Source organism: Streptomyces sp. NPDC059866 (assembly GCF_042731325.1).
GTDB classification, from domain to species: Bacteria; Actinomycetota; Actinomycetes; order Streptomycetales; family Streptomycetaceae; genus Streptomyces; species Streptomyces flavusporus.
In genome coordinates, this window is sequence record NZ_JBHWJT010000077.1 from 1 (window position 1) to 16,620 (window position 16,620).

Here is a 16,620-nt window from a genome sequence, read left to right on the forward strand (position 1 = left end):
GCAACAACGTCCGCTCTGACGTGCACGTCAGAGCAGTCTTGAGATGCATTCATCCCCGGCGTGAACGCCGGGGCTTTCTGCAAGAGTCCCGGTAAGCGGTCCGGCGCACCTCTCGCTGGGCGGCGAGGTGTTGGGCGGTGAGGGTCTGGCGGGCGACATCGAGCTGGGCGTCGGCTTGTAGGCGTCCCGGCCTCCCAGGCGGCATCCGCCTGTCGGCGTCCGGCCTCCCAGGCAGCGTCCGCCTGGCGCTGGCCGGCCGCCCAGGCTGCGTCCGCCTGACGAGCTGCAGCATCGACCGTGCCTTGCGCCTGTTTCCGGGCAGCGGCCAGGGTGAACCACCCGGTCACCGCGCCGCCGGCGAGGGCGCCGGCCACCGCGGAGCCGGCGGCGATCCACGCCGTCATCACTTCCCCCTCACCCTGCCCCCGCTGGGTGCTGTCCGATCCGCCCAACCCACCGGTGCAGTGTGCCAGCCGGCGCAGTCCACCTGTGCCCGACTACGAGCCTTGCCTGCGCACTACCCCTCGTGTGCAGCGCATGCGCCACGCCATGCCCGTCGTTCGTGAACGTACCGGGGCGCGGGCTTTTTCTGCTGGACGGTGCTCCTCACCGGCGGGAAGAGACATGATGGGCTGATGGGGAACGGGGGAAGCGAGCCACGGCCGTCGCGTGTACTGCAGGCGCCGCAGGTGGGCCAAGTCCCCTGCGCGACTTCCAGTGCGCCTTGTATGAGGCCTATCTTGCGGCCGGCAGCCCGACGTTGGAGGACCTGGCCGCTGATGTGGCGTGCATCAGCGACCTCGACCCGGCGCCCGGCCTGGAGGTCATCCAGGCGTGCCTGGGCGAAGCGAAGCTGCCTGCTCAGCAGGCCGACGCGGCCGCGATCGCCGTCGTCCTGGCGCGTCGCGCCGCGTGGCATGCGGACGACTTCGTGCTGCTGATCCGCAGTCTGTGGCTCAAGGCGCGGCTGACCGCGCCGCTGGGGCAGCCGCTGCGCTTGGTCACCGACCCGTTCGCCCTGGAGGTGCACCGGGCCATCGACCACAGCGCGGGCCACTTCCCCCACGGTCTGCCGCCGCTGCCCGTCTACGTCGAACGCGCCCACGACGAGGAATTACGCCAGCGCGTGGTGCAGGCCCTGAAAGGCACCAGCACGATGGCCGTGCTGATCGGTCCCTCCTCCACCGGCAAGACGCGCGCCTGCTGGGAGGCCATCCAGGAATTGCCCGATACCTGGCGGCTGTGGCATCCCATCGTGCCCGGCCGCGCCGAAGCCGCCCTGACCGGGATCGGCGGCATCGGGCCGCACACCGTGGTCTGGCTCAACGACACCCACCACTACCTGACCATCCCCGGCACCGGGCTGGGGGAACGGGTGGCCGCCGCGCTGCGCGCGCTGCTGCGCGAGCCGTCCCAGGCGCCGGTGTTGGTGCTGGGCATCATCTGGCCCGAGCACTGGGCCCAACTCGTCCAGGAACCCGGCCCGCACGGCGGCGTGGAAGACCCGCACGCGCAGGCCCGCTACCTCCTGGCCGGCACCGGCATCACCGTCCCGGCCATCTTTAGCGCCGACGACCTTGCCCGCCTACACGGCCAGGCACGCCGTGATCCGCGGCTGAGCCACGCCGCCCGGCACGCCGACGCCGGGCGCATCACCCAGTACCTGGCTGGAGCCCCGGCTTTGCTGGAGCGCTACCGCACCGCCCCGCCCGCACCCCGGGCGCTGATCGAAGCAGCCATGGACGCGGGCGGGCGGACACCATCGCCCTGCCGCACGCCCTGCTGGAAGCCGCGGCGGAGAGCTACCTCACCGATGCCGAGTGGGACACCCTGGGCGAAGACTGGTTCGAGCAGGCCCTGGCCTACTGCGCCGCCCCCTTACGCGGCGCCCGCGGTCCCCTCACTCGCATCCGGCCCCGACGCGGCGCCCCCACTCATGCGCAGCCTCACTACCGGCTGGCGGACTTCCTCGAGGAACACGGGCGCGCCACCCGCCAGCTCGTCCACGCCCCCACCGGTTTTTGGGACGCCCTCGTCGACCACGCGCACCGCCCCGATCTGACCGATCTCGCCCAGGCCGCCGGTGAATGTGGCCTGCTCGCCCCCGCCCTGCGCCTGTTCACCGCCGCCTACGAAGCCGGCCAGGCCGACGGCCTGCGGGCCGCCGGCACCCTCCTGCACAGCGCCGGACACATCGACGAAGCCATCGCCTGGTACCAACGCGCCAACGAAGCCGACGACAGCGCCTGTCTCGGACTCGCCGTCACCCTCCTCTACGACACCGGACGCACCGACCAGGCCATCACCTGGCTCACCCGACGCGCAGACCAAGGCGACCCAGCCGCACCCAGTTGGCTCACCCAACTCCAACCCACCAACACCCCCACCTGACCCACCCATCCACCAAGCCCCCCGCGTTGCGCAGCCGCCCGCCCCAGCCGCCACGGCCCCTATCTGCGCAACGGCTACGGGAGCACGTCGCCGTGCTCGGTTCAGGCGGCGGCCTGCTCGACGGCGTGGTGCAGGACTTTGCCGCCTGTGCTCATCGGGCCGATACCGAGCTGCAGGGTGAGGTAGGACCGGGCGTAGTGAGGGCCCTCCGGGCCGTCGAACATGCGCAGCGGGTCGATGAACACCTCGGCGCGTGCGGCGTCGACGATCTGGACGCGACCCTTGGCAGCGGTGCGGGCGAAGGTGGCCCCCTCGCGTACGGGGGTGCGGTCGATGCAGATCGCACAGCCGCCGCGCGCCCGGACCGCCTCGGCGATCAGCTTCTGCAGGACGCTCTTGCCCGCGCCCAGGTCCCTGACGATGCCCGTGGTGTCCTCGGTCAGATGGATCGCCGGTGCCAGCAGCACGGAGCCGGGGCACCGGTCTCGTCGTCGCCGCCAATGATCCCGGTGAGCCCGTAACCGCCCTTGGGCAGGCGCACCGTGACCTCGCCGTCCTCGGTGTCGGCCAGCGCCGTGTAGTAGTCGCTGTCCCGGCCGTCGACCGCTGTCCAGCCACCCGTGGCCGGCCGGCCGCCGATGCGTGAACAAGCGCCGGCGGCGGGCGCTCCGGTGGATACCCGAAGCCGATGATGCTGCTGCGTGAGATCAGTTTCACGGAGAGTGCTCGGATACCCCGTCTGGTGCTGCGCCCGATGCCCCGGAGTGATCAGGGCGTTGCCGGGAGCACGCCGTAGAGCCGGGCAGCCGTCGCGAACCGCCTCGAAAAAGAGACTGATGCATGGGTGAACTGCGCCTGCCCCGCCATGGAAGCCATACCTAGGGGAACTGTTCTCAGCCCTTTCCGGCATGGTCGGATGACTGATTACGCAACACTCCCGGCATGGCGAAACATTGGCGTCGGAAAGAAACGCCGATCGATTCGCCGGAGCCCAAGGTGGTTACCGGAATCACGGAACCGGCCGGTAAACGACGTCACCATGCAAGGAGTGTGGTAGCCATGCCTGATATTTCGACCGGCGAGGCCCAGCGGGTCCTCTCGGCCGGCCTGCAAAGGGCAGCGGAAATGGCGCTTCCCGTGAACATCGCGGTGTTCGACCTCGGAGCGAACCTCAAGGCTTTCGTCCGCATGGACGGTGCCCTGCTGGGATCGGCCGACATCGCGATGGGGAAGGCGCGCACGTCGGCGCTGTTCCAGCTGGACTCCGAGCAGCTCTTCGAATTCTGCAAGCCGGGCGGTACGTCGTTCGGCCTGGAAAACAGCAACGGTGGACTGGTGGTCTTCGCCGGCGGCAAGCCGATTCGCAACACCGAGGGCGTGGTCATCGGGGCCGTGGGTGTGTCCGGGGGATCGGTCTCCCAGGATGCCGAGATCGCCCAGGCGGCGGCCGCAGCCCTCGCTCCCGCGTCGGCTTGAGTTTCTCCCGCACGGGAGCAGAAAAATCAGAACGACAAATACAACACCATCTGAACAACACCAAGTAATAAGGAGTGTGCATCGTCATGAGCGGTAAGCGGATTCTGGTCACGGGTGCCGGATCGGGTTTCGGTGAGGGGGCCGCCATCGGACTGGCGAAGGAGGGGTACGACGTCATCGCCACTGTCCACATCTCCCCCCAGGTCACGGCGCTCCGGCTGAAGGCCCGCGAGCTCGGCCTGGACAACCTGCGGGTCGAGAAGCTGGACGTCCTGGACCCGTACGACGTCGCGGCCGCGCTGAAGTGGGACGTCGACGTGCTGTTCAGCAACGCCGGTATCGGTGAGTCCGGTCCGGTCAGCGAGATCCCCGTCGATCTGGTGCGCAGGAACTTCGAGACGAACGTGTTCGCCCCGCTCGAGCTCGTTCAGAAGTTCGTCCGCAAGTGGATCGACGAGGGCCGGCCGGGCAAGGTGGTGTTCACCTCCTCGATGGGCGGTCTGTTCACCCCGATCGGCTTCGGCTGCTACGTGTCGACCAAGCACGCGCTCGAGGCCATCGCGGAGGCGCTCCGTGACGAGCTGCGCCCGCACAACATCAAGGTGCAGACCGTCAACCCGGGCGCCTACCTGACCGGTTTCAACGAGACCATGGCCGAGACGGCCTTCAAGTGGCTCGACGACGAGAAGAACTTCAACAAGCGTGCCGACGTGCAGGCCGGGTTCGACTCGCTGCTCGGCACGGATGAAGGTCGCCTCGATCCCCAGGAGATGATCGACGCGATGGTGCGGATCGTGCCCGGCGACACGGGCAAGTTCCGCAACGTGGTGCCGGGCTTCGTCGAGGAGATGCTGAAGAAGAGCCAGGCCGACGCCTGGGACATCACCATCTAAGGCGTACGCGTCACCGTGTCACCGCCCTGGTGATACGCCCCCCACAGGCGCCCGGCCGGGCTCTCCCGGCCGGGCGCCTGCCTGGCGACGGCCAGCCTGTGCGCCCATCGGATCGCTTGCCACAGCCGCACGGCGAACGACGTCCGTGACACGACAGTCGCATGTCCGGGCAGCAGGCCGCGGTTCGCAGTCATGTGACCGATGCGCTTGGGGCGGCACAGGGGTTTCCATCGCATTTGATCCCTCGCCTGCGCCGGTACCCGGGCGCGCCTCCACGGCTGCGCGGCACAGGCTTACCTGGTGTTGAGCTGCCGCACGACGCCACTACCGTCGTCAAGGAGTGCGTGATGTCCGACTTCTCCTCCCCTGTGGAACCGGCGCCGGAACTGGAACCGGCGGCCCGTGCATTCGCGGAGGCCACCGCGGAGCCTTTGTCCCTCACGGACCTGGGGCCGGTGGAAGGCCGCAAGGCCATGCAGAAAGTGCAGGCAGCGGGAACGGCGGAAGCAGTACGGGACGCGGCACCTGCAGCGCAGGGACCATCTCCTGGGCCGGAAGCCTGGGCCGGGCAGGCCGGCATGCCCGATGTGGACGAGAAGTGGATCGCGGTCTCAGGCGGGCCGAACGGCAGTGTCGCGGTGCGCATCGTCCGCCCCAAGGGGGCCGTCGGCGCGCTGCCCGCCATCCTGTGCATCCATGGTTTCGGCTGGGTCTTCGGCAGCGCGCACACGCACGACCGGCTGGTCCGTGAACTGGCGGTCGGCGCGCAGGCCGCCGCGATCTTCCCCGAGTACACACTCTCACCGGAGGTCCGTTACCCCGTCGCACTGGAGGAGTGCTATGCCGTAGCCCGGTGGGTGGCACACCGAGGAGCCGACCACGGCATCGACCCCACACGGCTCGCCGTCGCGGGTGACTCGGAGGGCGGCAATCTGGGTACCGCCCTGACGCTCCTGGCCAAGGAGCGCGGGGACGTCAGCTTCGTCCAGCAGGTGCTGTTCTACCCCGTCACCGATGCGAACTTCGACACCCGCTCCTACCGCCGTTTCGCGAAGGGCTACTTCCTGGGGCGGGAGGCGATGCGGTGGTTCTGGGACCAGTACGCGCCCGATGAGTCCCAGCGCGCGCAGATCACCGCAAGCCCGCTGCGAGCGACCGAGGAGCAGCTCGCCGGGCTGCCGCCGGCGCTCGTCATCACTGCGGAGGCGGACGTCGTACGGGACGAGGGTGAGGCGTACGCGGCCAAACTGCGTGCGGCAGGGGTGGCGGTCACCGCCACGCGTTACAAGGGTGTCATCCACGATTTCGTCGCGCTCACCCCGCTGTCGTCGACGTCTGCGGCACGCGGGGCGATCACCCAAGCCGTTCTCGCCCTGCGACAGGCACTGGGTACCAGCGACTGAGCCACTGCCGCAGTGTGCCACCCGCCATAGGCCTGCCCAACTGTCCTTCCATATGGCCGAGTTGTCCGGCCCAGCCTTTTTGGACATCATGTCCAACATTGTGTCGTGCATACTGTGTAGGGCCTGCCGTCGTTTGCGGTCGCGCACAGAGCGTTCTCCCCGAACCGAAGGGTGCCTCCGACGCACCGTGACCAGGGCAGGCTTGGGAGAACAGAGCGGAGTGGTTTGTGATCGTTGGTAATGGCTCAGCCACGCACGGCGCGACGGGCATGCTGATCGGCCGGGACGGCGATCTCCAGCGGATCGGTGATCTGCTGGGCGTCGGGGCCGGTGGCGGAGTGCTGCTGCTGGGCGGCGACGCGGGGGTGGGCAAGACGGCGGTGCTGGACGCGCTCGCGGAGGCCGCCGAAGCGGAAGGCATCCGGGTTCTCCGCGCGGCCGGTGTGGAGTTCGAGGCGGACTGCAGCTACTCGGGCCTCAACCAGATCCTCTTCCCGTTCCTGGACACCCTGGACGACCTCGCGGTGCCCTTCCGCGACGCCCTGCGCGTGGCGCTTGGTTTCGACAGCGGCCGGCCGCCGGAGCGGCTCCTCGTCTCCAACGCCGTCCTGCGACTCCTGCAGACGGTCGCCGCAGGCAACCCGCTTCTGATCGTCATCGACGACCTGCCCTGGATCGACCGGGCGAGCGCCGCCGTACTGGGCTTGGTCGCGCGGCGGGTGACCGGCATAGGCGTGAGCTTCCTTGCCGCAGCGCGTTCCGGAACTCAGAGCCTCCTCCACGAGGGCGGCGCACTGCCCACGTACGAGCTGCCGCCGCTCGACGAGGACGCGGCGGCTCAGCTGGTCGGAAGCAAGTTCCCCGGCCTTGCGCGCAGTGTGCGCCAGCACCTGCTGACCATAGCGGGCGGCAATCCCCTGGCGCTGCTGGAACTGCCGACAGCGCTGGCCGACCCGCCCGCCGTGCTACCACTGGGCAGGCGCCTTAAGACGCTGTTCGGCGCCCGGGTGACCGGGCTGCCCACGCCGTCCCGGAGCCTGCTGCTGCTCGCGGCGCTGGAAGGCACCGGCGACCTGGGCGTGCTGCAGGCAGCCTCGCGGCAGGCGAACGACGGATACAGCCTGGACGATCTCGCGCCCGCCGAGCGCGACCAGCTGGTGCACATCGAGGACAGCACGCGGCGCCTGAGATTCCGCCACCCGCTCATCCGCTCCGCCGTGGTAGGCGGCTCGACCAGCAGCGAACGGCGCGCAGCACACGGGGCGCTCGCCCAGGTCCTCGTCGACCAGCCCGAGCGCCGCGCCTGGCACCTGGGCGAGGCGACCCTGGAAGCAGACGAGGAGGTTGCCGCCCTGCTGGAGCACGCGGCGCACCTCACCCTGCGCCGCGGTGACGCAGACGGCGCGATGCGGACACTGCTCCGCTCCGCCGCCCTCACCCCCGAGGGGTCGAACCGCAGCCGCCGCCTCGCGGAGGTGGCCTACCTCGGCGCCGAGTCCACCGGCGCCCTTCCCAGCGCCCGCAAGCTCCTGGACGACGCCAGGCACGCCGCCCCGGAGCTGGAGGGCTCGTTGCACTTCGCCACCGCAGCGGCGCTGCTGGTCCTCAACGGCGACGGCGACGTCGACACCGCTCACCGGCTGCTGGTCGGTGCCGTCGAGTCCGCGGCCGAGACCCACAGATATGACGCCCGCGACAAAGCGCTCGTCGACGCGCTACACATGCTGGCGGTGATCTGCTTCTTCGGCGCCCGGCCCGAACTGTGGCAGTCCTACTACCGAATCCTGGAACGGCTGAAGCCCAAGCCGCCGGTCCTCCTGTCCGCGCTGGGCAGGACGTTCTCCGATCCAGCGCGTACCGGCGCGGCGGCGTCCGGGGAACTCGACCAGCTCGTCGCGAACCTGCCCGGGGAGACCGACCCCGTCCAGATCAACCGCACCGGCACGGCGGCCCTGTACCTCGACCGGCTCGGCGAAGTCCGCGAAGCGTCATGGCGTGTGGTGCGGACGGGGCGCGACGGCGGCGCAGCAAGGCGGTACCTGTCCGCCCTGATCCATCTGTGCCTGGACGACTACCTCACCGGACGCTGGGACGAGGCACTGGAACTCGCCGACGAGGGACTCCAGATCTGCGAAGACCACGGATACAGCGCCTTCGCCTGGTACTTCCTGTACATCAAGTCCATCGTTCAGGGCGCTCGCGGGCATGCGGACGAGAGCCTCGCGACGGCTGACCGCATCATCAACTGGGCCGCACCCCGCAAAGCGCACTGCGCCGCCCACTATGCGCACCATGCGGCCGCGGTGGCAGCCCTGGGACTCGGTGACTTCTCACTGGCCTACGATCACGCCACCGCAGTCAGCCCGGCCGGAAGCCTCGCGTCGCACGCCCCGCACGCCCTGTGGGTGACGATGGACCTCGTGGAGGCGGCCGTCCGGATCAACAGGCACCAGGAGGCGGCCGCTCACGTACGGGCGATGCGGGAGGCGGACACGGCCGCGGTCTCCTCCCGGCACGCCATGCTGATGGACGCTTCGGCCGCCCTGTGCACCACCGACGACGAGGAGGCACTGCGGCTGTTCGCGCAGGCGTCGGCGACTCCCGGAGCCGAGCGATGGCGCTTCGACTTCGCGCGCGTGCAGCTCGCCCACGGGGAGCGTCTGCGACGGATCAGGGCGACGGCCGAGTCCCGCAAGCCGCTCGCCGCCGCACTCGTGACGTTCGAACAGCTGGGAGCCCGGCCGTGGGCCGAACGTACGGGGAAGGAACTGCGAGCCGCAGGCTGGAACAGGCGGACTCCCGGCGCGTCGAACGCGCACACGCTCACCCCGCAGGAGTCGGAGATCGCCCGACTCGCGGCCTCCGGCCTGACCAACAAACAGATAGCAGAACGCCTGTTCCTCTCCCACCGGACCGTCGGCGCACATCTGTACCAGATCTATCCCAAGCTGGGCATCACCTCGCGTGCCATGCTGCGCGACGCACTCGACTCCGAGGCCCCCAGCCGGCGCACCGACGCTGCCGACGACAGCCCCGACAGCTGAGGCCCATATGCTGCCGACCCGCGACGGAGCCACATGAAGGCCGAACCAATTTCGACGGGCTGCCCACGTGCCGTTCGACACAAAGCAGCTCCTGCGTCTCGCTCATATGGTCGCGGACGCCGCGACCACGGACCGGTTCAGGTCGCCCCACTTGTGAATTCGTGACGCCTTGAACAGGCGTCTCGGCAGGCGTGCGCCCAACCGTCCGGCCTGTGCCGGTGAATTCGTAGTCGGCTCCGCCCACGCTCGTCCGCTCCGCCAGGCAGCAGCTCTCATATTCGCCCGCCATGTCGACGCCGCCCAGTGCTCACCCCGAACGCAATCGGCCCCGGCATCCCTACCGAGCGGAACATACTCACTCCGCCGATCCGGGCCACACCCCGGACACCGAGCGGGCCCATGCTGACACCACCACGGACGTCGTGTTCGCCACGCCCCGTTCCGGCCCCTGGAAAAAGCCGCGCAGGCATGACCCACGGCGGCTTCCGGCACCTCTTAGAACTCCTAACAGAAAGCCCTCTCGCCACCTTCTGCTTGCTCACGACTCGGCCCGGCCGCATAGGCCAGCGGAGGCGCGATTGCCTGGACATCCGCTCCCTCTCCAACCCACAGCGCGATGAACAGCGCGGCGGTCGCCTCCAGGAGTCCCGCCCGTTCGAGACCGCCGCCGCCTACGGGCTCGCAGCCCACGTCCCGCACCAACTCGCGTACGCACGCGAGGGCTGCATGGTCGTCCCCGCAGACCGGAACAGCCAGTGGCCGCCCGCCGAAAACGGGCGGACGCATGCGCCACACGTCCTCATGGCAGAGATTGAAAGCCTTGACCACGTGGGCTTCCGGTGCCGCCGCGGCCAGCTGCTGCGCGGCTGAAGGGCCTCCTTCCGTCAGCAGCCGGAAGCCCGGCCCGACCGGATTGGAACAGTCGAGCAGCACTTTGCCGTCCAGGGTCGCCCGCAGCTCCCGTGCCACGCTCGTTCCTGCGTCAAAGGGCAGCGCGGCCAGCACCACCTGACCGAACTCGGCCGCCGCCCGCAGACTGGCAGGCTTCGCGCTGCCCCCGAGGCGCGTCGCGAGCTGCTCCGCCTTGTCTGCGTTCCGTCCCCCGATGGTCACCTCGTGCCCGGCCCGTGCCCAGTGGGTGGCGAGTGCGTCCGCCATGTTGCCCGTTCCCAGCACGCCGATTCTCATCACGCGTTCCCCTCTCCGTGCTTGCTTCGGCCGTTCGGGACGACGCTAGATAGCCTGTCGGGCACCATTTGGTACGTGACGACCGACGCTTTCCTCGCCGACTGCCGCGCCCGACTCGCCTTCGACCTGCTCTCCAACACGTGGAATGCCGTGGTGCTTTGGGCACTGCGCGATGGCCCCAGGCGCCCGGTCGAGCTGCGGGAGCGGATCGGGGGCATCAGCTCCAAGGTCCTCACCGAGACACTGCGGCGCCTGCAGTTCAACGGACTAGTGGCACGGCACGCACATCCCGGAGCACCACCGCGAGTCGAGTACCAACTCACAGCTCTGGGACGAACCTTGTTGGCACCCATCGACGCCTTCGGAGCATGGGCCTTCGAGCACGGTGATGAGGTCATGGCCGCCCAGGAAGCCGCATGCACCCCCACCACACAGCGCCCTCCTCATACCCGCTAGACCAGCCAGCAGCGTGAGCTCAGGGGTCGCCAGCAGATGAGTGCGCATCCCAGGCTGAGGAAGGCTTCGTGGATGTCGTCGCGGACCTCCCAGCGGATCCGCAGGCGGCGGAACCAGTGCAGATGGGCGAACGCGCGCTCTACGACCCAGCGTTCAGTGCTGAGTCCGGAACCGTGCTCGGTGCCGCGGCGGGCAATCCCCGGTTTCACTCCGAGACCCCAGACAAGACGGCGGTACTTGTCGTGGTCGTAGCCGCGGTCGCCGAGCACGCTGTCCGGCCGGCGCCTGGGCCTGCCACGCTTGCCGCGGATGGGCGGCACGGCTTCAAGTAGCGGGATGAGCTGGGTGACGTCGTTGCGGTTGCCGCCGGTCAAGGTAACAGCGAGCGGGATGCCGGTGGCATCCGTGATCAGATGACGCTTACTGCCCGTCCTGCCCCGGTCAACAGGGCTTCGTCCCGTCTTGGAGCCCCCTTTAGCGCCCGGATGCGCGAGCCGTCGACCGCTGTCCGGGAGAAGTCCAGGGCGTTCGCGCCGCGCAGCTTGCTCAGAAGAGCCTGGTGCAGCCTGGGCCACACACCGGCCTCGGTCCACTCGGCCAGGCGCCGCCAGCAGGTCATCCCCGAGCCGAAGCCGAGTTCCTGCGGCAGGTGTTCCCAGGCAATCCCGGTATGCAGCACAAACAGGATGCCCTGGAAGACCAGCCGGTCCGGATGCCGCTTGCGCCCGGGATACCGTCTCCGACGCTCGACCTTCGGCAGCAGTGGCTCGATCACCGCCCACAGTCCGTCATCGATGTCCCACGGCTTCGGCCGCGCCATCCAGCACCCCCTGATCGTCAGTCCCGGAGTGCTCCAACCACCTTGAAGATCATTTCGTTAGGAGTTCTAAAGGCAATCGGCGGACGTCCGTTTCAGCCCCGCGGTGCGGTCATGCGCTCATCGGATGCTTGTCCCTATCGCTTTACGCGGCCCCGGATGGCGAGAGCTGCGAGAGTGAGGAGGATCGGCTCGGAGAACCGTGATGTCATCTCGATGTACTCGCCGGCTACGGTCAGCTCCTGTCCGCTGGAACGGAACACAACTGAGTTGAGCGTGACTTTGAGCGCCTTCTCGAAGCGCTGATCGGTGAACCTGTTTCTTGTTGGGTTCTTTGGGTCATCTTTGTCGATCTCGAAAGTGACCGTGCCGCCGCCGACCGGGACGGAGCCGGTCGCCTTTTGTTTAGGGGTATCCTGTGGCAGACCGAAGCCCATCATCAGCAGAATGGTGACGAGCATTGAGACTGCGAGCCAGGCGACGGCGCGTGAGGCTCGCAGGCCGTATCCGGATACCAACCAGTAAGCCCACAGGAGGCCGCGTTCACCTAGCGGAGTGCCAGTGCGGTCGTGGCGGCGCATTTCCATCTCACCGTAATAGAAGTCGGCGGCGCCGGGTTCATTCTTGCCGTCCTCGAGTGCCTTGCGTAGCTGCCGATAGAGAGCAGCCACGTCTTCCGGGTCAGGAGTGAGATCCGAATCGGGGTGATGCTGGCTAGTGCGCCAGCGACGTGATGAGGAAACATTGTGTGGCTGACCAGCCGTCTGCGCCCGCCAGTAGTGTTCCTCTGCCAGAGTGCGCCTACGGGTCCACCTGTATGGCCATACGCCGTGGAGGCGGTGCAGGCCGATAGGAGTGGAGCCGAAGGCGCAGTGGCCTTCGAGGCGGATCTGGTCCAAGTGGAAGGCGCCAGTGAACATGCACTCACTTAGATCGGTGTCAGTCAGCACCAGGTTTGCAGCATCGACTCCGTGAACTGAGACCACGCGCACCGTGCTCTCACAATCGGTCAGCAGACTCTCGTCCACCTGCCTACCGCGACTGGTGAAGGGAACAGGGTGGGCGGCTACGGACATGGGAAAGGAGAGCACCGCCTGGGTGAGGTCTGCTTTCGCGTAGCGGAGGAGCAGTGTCGCAGTTGCTTCCCACCGAGTCCTCGCACAGCGCACCATGCGCGCCGCGATCTCCAAAGTCACGGGCACGTCGAACATCGCACTGGATAGGTCAACTTCGCTCGCACACACGACCGGCCCGAACCACGACATCACCCTAAAACGCGCCCCAGTAAATCGGACGCTGTCGCAGAATTGTGCCCCTTCGAACCAAGCAGAGGCGGAGAACTCGGCACGTACGAGCCATGCGGCGCGACCGAACTTCGCATTCAGGAACCAGGCGTCAGTGGAGAAATGTGCCGTATCGAACCACGCACTGGAGAACCGAGCTTGTGTGAACCAGGCATCACCGTCGAAGCGGGCCCCAGTAAATCTAGCGTCGCCACCAAACTTCGTTTCTCCGAACCCCGCAGTTTGAGAGAACTGTGCCCTCGCGAATAGGGCATCACCTGAAATTTTCACTCCCCCGAACCGTGCAGGCCCTGAGAATCGCGCATGCGAGAAACTGGCGTTTCCGGAGAATTGCGCCATCTCAAACCGCACTGCGTCCACGAACTGTGCCCGATCGAACCCGGCGTCGCTAGAAAAATGCGTACGGGTGAACCCTGCGACGCCTGTGAATTCTGCATGGGTAAACCATGCATCACCGGAAAAGTGCGCCTCGTCGAACCATGCGGTTCCGAAACAAGGATGTCCTGTTGTGGGATCGCGGAGGGTGCGCAGAAGGGAATTGAGGAGTGGCTCGGTGAACGGAGTGCCGCGGTGGTCGATGTCAGCGCCAGGTGCCAAGGTGCTCAAGTAGGCGTCACGGTCGTCGTCGGCCACATGAGCTAGACACGAACTGCGTCCGGGCACGTAGACACCGCGGCAGCCCACGGGGTCGGTCGCAGGGTCGGCCCCGTGCCCACAGTGGGGCCACGCGGGAGCAGCACGGTTTGGTGAAGGCTCAGCCATATGGGGACGTGTACATCATCTGCCCAACACGTGAATGGGATTTCGGGACATTGAGCTCTTTGAGCTCGTAACACGATCTTGTTGAGGTGCGCTGGTCGGGCGTGACCAGTAGGACGATTCCGCCGTTCGTGAGGTGTGGGGAATCGGCCGTGGATCGTGGATGACGAACTGTGGGCGCTGATCGAGCCGTTGCTGCCTCCCTGGCCGCAGAAGGCTCCCGGGCCGAAGCCGGTGGATGACCGGCTGTGCCTGCAGGGCATCTTGTACGTGCTCTACAACGACATCAGCTGGCAACTGCTGCCGCTGGAGCTGGGGTTCGGCTCCGGACAGACCTGCTGGCGCCGGCTGGGTCGGTGGCACGAGGCAGGGGTCTTCGAGAAGCTGCACCGCATCCTGCTCGTCGAGTTGCACGCGGCCGACGAACTGGACTGGACCCGGGCCTGCGTGGATGCCTCCCACATCCGCGCGAAAAAGATGACATGCAGGAGGGGCCTCCCCAGCTCATGGTCTGACGCTCCGGTGCGGAGCACGATGCTCGGTGAGCCACTGTCTTCGGGAACGTGAGGAGGCCCCGTCCTGGCCATCGTAGGCGGGCTGGACGTGCATCGCAGGCAGATCACCTTCGACTGTCCCGACAGCGCCACCGGGCAGGTCCGCCGGGGGCGGATCGCTGAGCGGCCAGGCAGCCCCAGTCCTTCAGGGAGCACGTGTCGTGCGACGACGTGCTCGACGAGCCGTTCACGTCGTCGGGCCGCTGCGGTCGTCCGGCCGCCGGACGTGGGGGTTGGTCAGCGGTGATCGCGCGGGAGAGAGTTCGGCATCCGTGTCGTCTCCGGTCTGCTGCGCCGCCGCCGTGGGCTTCGGCGCGGTGGGTTCGGGCAGTGTGCGGAACAACAGCCAGCTCAGAGCGGGCATCAGGATCAGTGGTGACAGGGCGGTACGCAGGGAGGTCGCGTCGGCAATGCTGCCGATGAGAGGGCTGACCAGGCCGCCGATGCTGACGGTCAGCCCGAGGGTGATCCCGCTGGCGGTGCCGACGCGCGTGGGCAGGTAGTCCTGGCCAAGGGTGACCTGCAGTGAGAAGGGGACGTACAGGCCGGCGGAGGTCAGTGCCACGAACACGTAGATCGCCGGGCCGGGTGTGAACACGATCCCCGCGACGGCGGCGACCGTGACGAGATACGACCAGCGGGCGACAGTGACCCGGTCCCAGCGGTTGGCCAGGCTGCCGCCCAGCACAGAGCCCACCGCGCCGCCGAGATAGAGCACGAACAGCGCCGCGGTGCCCGCTGCCGTACTGCCTCCCAGACGTTCCTGGGCGTAGAGCGAGATGAATGTGCTCAGGCCGATGAAGATGATGGACCGGCAGACCACGGCCAGCGACAGCTTCACGAACGAGGCCGTGTCGTCGGCGCCCGTCGCAATTGCGGTGCCGCAGCCGCCGCATGTCGTCTTCTCCAGTGCGCGCAGGACGGGCAGGCACAGCACGCTGCCGACGAGGGCCGGCACCACAAGCAGCGGCGACAGGCGCAGACCGCCGGAGGCGACGACGGCGGTGACCATGAGCGGCGCGGCGGCGAAGCCGAGGTTGCCACCGAGGGAGAACCAGCCCATCGCGGTGTGGCTGCCCTCGCTGACGAGCCGCGCAACGCGGGCGGACTCGGGATGGTAGGCGGCGACCCCGACACCGGACACTGCCACGAACGCCAGCGTCAGAGCGTAGGAACCACTCAAGCCGCTCAGGGCGATACCCAGTCCACCGAGGATCGTACTCACGGGCAGGAGCCAGGGCATCGCCCAGCGGTCGGTGAGCGCGCCGAACACCGGTTGTGCCACCGAGGACAGCAGAGACGCGGCGAGCACGATGCCTGAGACCGCGGCATAGCTGTAGGCGCGCTCGGCGACGAAGAACGGGACGAGCGACGCGACAGCGCCTTGGTAGATGTCCACGCAGGCATGGCCGACCGACAGCAGGATGATCGATTTATTCCTTGGCACATCGTCATGGTCATCGCCGAGCAACATGTCGCGCTTCCGATAAACTGCCAATCAATGATGGAAATCCGCCACGAGCCTGTAGCGCCGACCCGCACCCAGTTGCTGGCGCCCGGAGCCGCCATAGACGCCCACCGCCACGACGACCACCAGATCGTCTACGCGGGCCGGGGAGTGCTGGCCGTGACGACCAGCAGAGGCTCGTGGATCGCGCCGGGTACTCGCGCCATCTGGGTACCGGCTGGCACCGTGCATGCCCACCAGGCCCACGGCGAGCTCGAACTGCACCTGGCCGGCCTGCCCGCGAGTGACAACCCGCTCGGCCTAGACGAGCCGACCGTGCTGACAGTCGGGCCCCTCCTTCGTGAACTGATCCTCGTCTACACGCACACCCCGCACGACGACAGTCCCGAACGCGGGCGACTGCGCGCCGTGTTGCTCGACCAGTTGCGGGCCTCGCCCCAACAACCCCTGCACCTGCCTACCCCAACCACCCCTCAGCTGAAGGCAGTGTGCGAGATCCTGCACACGAATCCGGCCGACGGCCGCACCCTGGCCGCACTGGGCAGGGAGGTCGGCGCCAGCGACCGCACTCTCTCCCGCCTCTTCAAGGCCGATCTCGGCATGACCTTCCCGCAGTGGCGCACCCAACTGCGCCTGTACCACGCCTTGGTCCTGCTTGCCGAGAACATCCCGGTGACCACCGTGGCACACATGTGCGGCTGGTCGTCCGCCAGCGCGTTCATCGATGTCTTCCGCCGTACCCTCGGACACACTCCAGGAACACATCAGCCCCGCTACTGAGGTTTTCGGTTCGGGGTGACGTTATGGCGGCGTTGTGATCAGTCCGGTCTCGGCGACGAACCCGTCGAGCAGGCCGGGCCGGTACTG

The 16,620-nt window shown here is 67.9% G+C and carries 11 protein-coding genes and 2 pseudogenes; 8 read left to right on the forward strand and 5 right to left on the reverse strand.

Annotation, left to right across the window (positions count from 1 at the left end; all coding sequences use genetic code 11):
• The first annotated feature begins 724 nt into the window (after positions 1–724).
• Complete coding sequence (locus ACFV7R_RS45280) at positions 725–2,062, forward strand: hypothetical protein (RefSeq protein WP_385276149.1); 1,338 nt, start codon at positions 725–727, stop codon at positions 2,060–2,062.
• 433 nt (positions 2,063–2,495) lie between these two features.
• Here the strand turns inward: ACFV7R_RS45280 and ACFV7R_RS45285 are convergent.
• Positions 2,496–2,816: pseudogene (locus ACFV7R_RS45285) on the reverse strand (ATP-binding protein); the annotation flags it as partial.
• Positions 2,817–3,333: 517 nt separating this feature from the next.
• On the opposite strand from ACFV7R_RS45285, the gene ACFV7R_RS45290 reads away from it, so the two are divergent.
• The 4 genes from ACFV7R_RS45290 to ACFV7R_RS45305 all read left to right on the forward strand — a co-directional run bounded on the left by ACFV7R_RS45290 (position 3,334) and on the right by ACFV7R_RS45305 (position 9,207).
• Positions 3,334–3,867 carry a heme-binding protein gene (locus ACFV7R_RS45290; protein WP_385276152.1) on the forward strand — a complete coding sequence of 178 codons (534 nt, stop codon included), beginning with the start codon at positions 3,334–3,336 and terminating at the stop codon, positions 3,865–3,867.
• Positions 3,868–3,953: 86 nt separating this feature from the next.
• The gene (locus ACFV7R_RS45295; protein WP_385276155.1) at positions 3,954–4,760 is read left to right on the forward strand and encodes an SDR family oxidoreductase; all 807 of its coding nucleotides are present in this window, start codon (positions 3,954–3,956) and stop codon (positions 4,758–4,760) included.
• Between the two features lie 347 nt (positions 4,761–5,107).
• Positions 5,108–6,163 carry an alpha/beta hydrolase gene (locus tag ACFV7R_RS45300; RefSeq protein ID WP_385276158.1) on the forward strand — a complete coding sequence of 352 codons (1,056 nt, stop codon included), beginning with the start codon at positions 5,108–5,110 and terminating at the stop codon, positions 6,161–6,163.
• 227 nt (positions 6,164–6,390) lie between these two features.
• Positions 6,391–9,207: an AAA family ATPase gene (locus ACFV7R_RS45305; RefSeq protein WP_385276161.1), complete on the forward strand. Its 2,817-nt coding sequence runs from the start codon at positions 6,391–6,393 to the stop codon at positions 9,205–9,207.
• 504 nt (positions 9,208–9,711) lie between these two features.
• Here the strand turns inward: ACFV7R_RS45305 and ACFV7R_RS45310 are convergent.
• Positions 9,712–10,395, reverse strand: a complete 684-nt coding sequence (locus tag ACFV7R_RS45310) for an NADPH-dependent F420 reductase (protein WP_385276163.1) — start codon at positions 10,393–10,395, stop codon at positions 9,712–9,714.
• Between the two features lie 75 nt (positions 10,396–10,470).
• Here ACFV7R_RS45310 and ACFV7R_RS45315 point away from each other — a divergent pair, with 75 nt between their 5' ends.
• Positions 10,471–10,851: a winged helix-turn-helix transcriptional regulator gene (locus ACFV7R_RS45315; RefSeq protein ID WP_385276166.1), complete on the forward strand. Its 381-nt coding sequence runs from the start codon at positions 10,471–10,473 to the stop codon at positions 10,849–10,851.
• Here the strand turns inward: ACFV7R_RS45315 and ACFV7R_RS45320 are convergent.
• A protein-coding gene (locus tag ACFV7R_RS45320) for an IS5 family transposase (protein ID WP_385276169.1) occupies positions 10,848–11,671 on the reverse strand; the annotation gives its coding sequence in 2 pieces (ribosomal slippage) (positions 10,848–11,329 and positions 11,329–11,671; 825 coding nt in all). The genes ACFV7R_RS45315 and ACFV7R_RS45320 overlap by 4 nt on opposite strands.
• Before the next feature lie 134 nt (positions 11,672–11,805).
• Entirely contained in the window at positions 11,806–13,605 is a 1,800-nt protein-coding gene (locus ACFV7R_RS45325) for a pentapeptide repeat-containing protein (protein WP_385276172.1), read from the reverse strand.
• A gap of 264 nt (positions 13,606–13,869) precedes the next feature.
• On the opposite strand from ACFV7R_RS45325, the pseudogene ACFV7R_RS45330 reads away from it, so the two are divergent.
• Positions 13,870–14,202 (forward strand): annotated as a pseudogene (locus tag ACFV7R_RS45330) (transposase); the annotation flags it as partial.
• A gap of 270 nt (positions 14,203–14,472) precedes the next feature.
• On the opposite strand, the gene ACFV7R_RS45335 reads toward ACFV7R_RS45330, so the two are convergent.
• Positions 14,473–15,732 carry an MFS transporter gene (locus ACFV7R_RS45335; protein ID WP_385276177.1) on the reverse strand — a complete coding sequence of 420 codons (1,260 nt, stop codon included), beginning with the start codon at positions 15,730–15,732 and terminating at the stop codon, positions 14,473–14,475.
• A gap of 54 nt (positions 15,733–15,786) precedes the next feature.
• On the opposite strand from ACFV7R_RS45335, the gene ACFV7R_RS45340 reads away from it, so the two are divergent.
• On the forward strand, positions 15,787–16,533 hold the full coding sequence (locus ACFV7R_RS45340) for an AraC family transcriptional regulator (RefSeq protein ID WP_385276174.1): 747 nt from the start codon (positions 15,787–15,789) through the stop codon (positions 16,531–16,533).
• Positions 16,534–16,620: the final 87 nt, after the last annotated feature.

Coding starts and splice junctions, on each gene's coding strand:
- ACFV7R_RS45340 (WP_385276174.1), top strand. CDS start 15,787: ATGATGGAAATCCGCCACGAGCCTGTAGCGCCGACCCGCACCCAGTTG.
- ACFV7R_RS45300 (WP_385276158.1), top strand. CDS start 5,108: ATGTCCGACTTCTCCTCCCCTGTGGAACCGGCGCCGGAACTGGAACCG.
- ACFV7R_RS45295 (WP_385276155.1), top strand. CDS start 3,954: ATGAGCGGTAAGCGGATTCTGGTCACGGGTGCCGGATCGGGTTTCGGT.
- ACFV7R_RS45310 (WP_385276163.1), bottom strand. CDS start 10,395: ATGAGAATCGGCGTGCTGGGAACGGGCAACATGGCGGACGCACTCGCC.
- ACFV7R_RS45290 (WP_385276152.1), top strand. CDS start 3,334: ATGGCGAAACATTGGCGTCGGAAAGAAACGCCGATCGATTCGCCGGAG.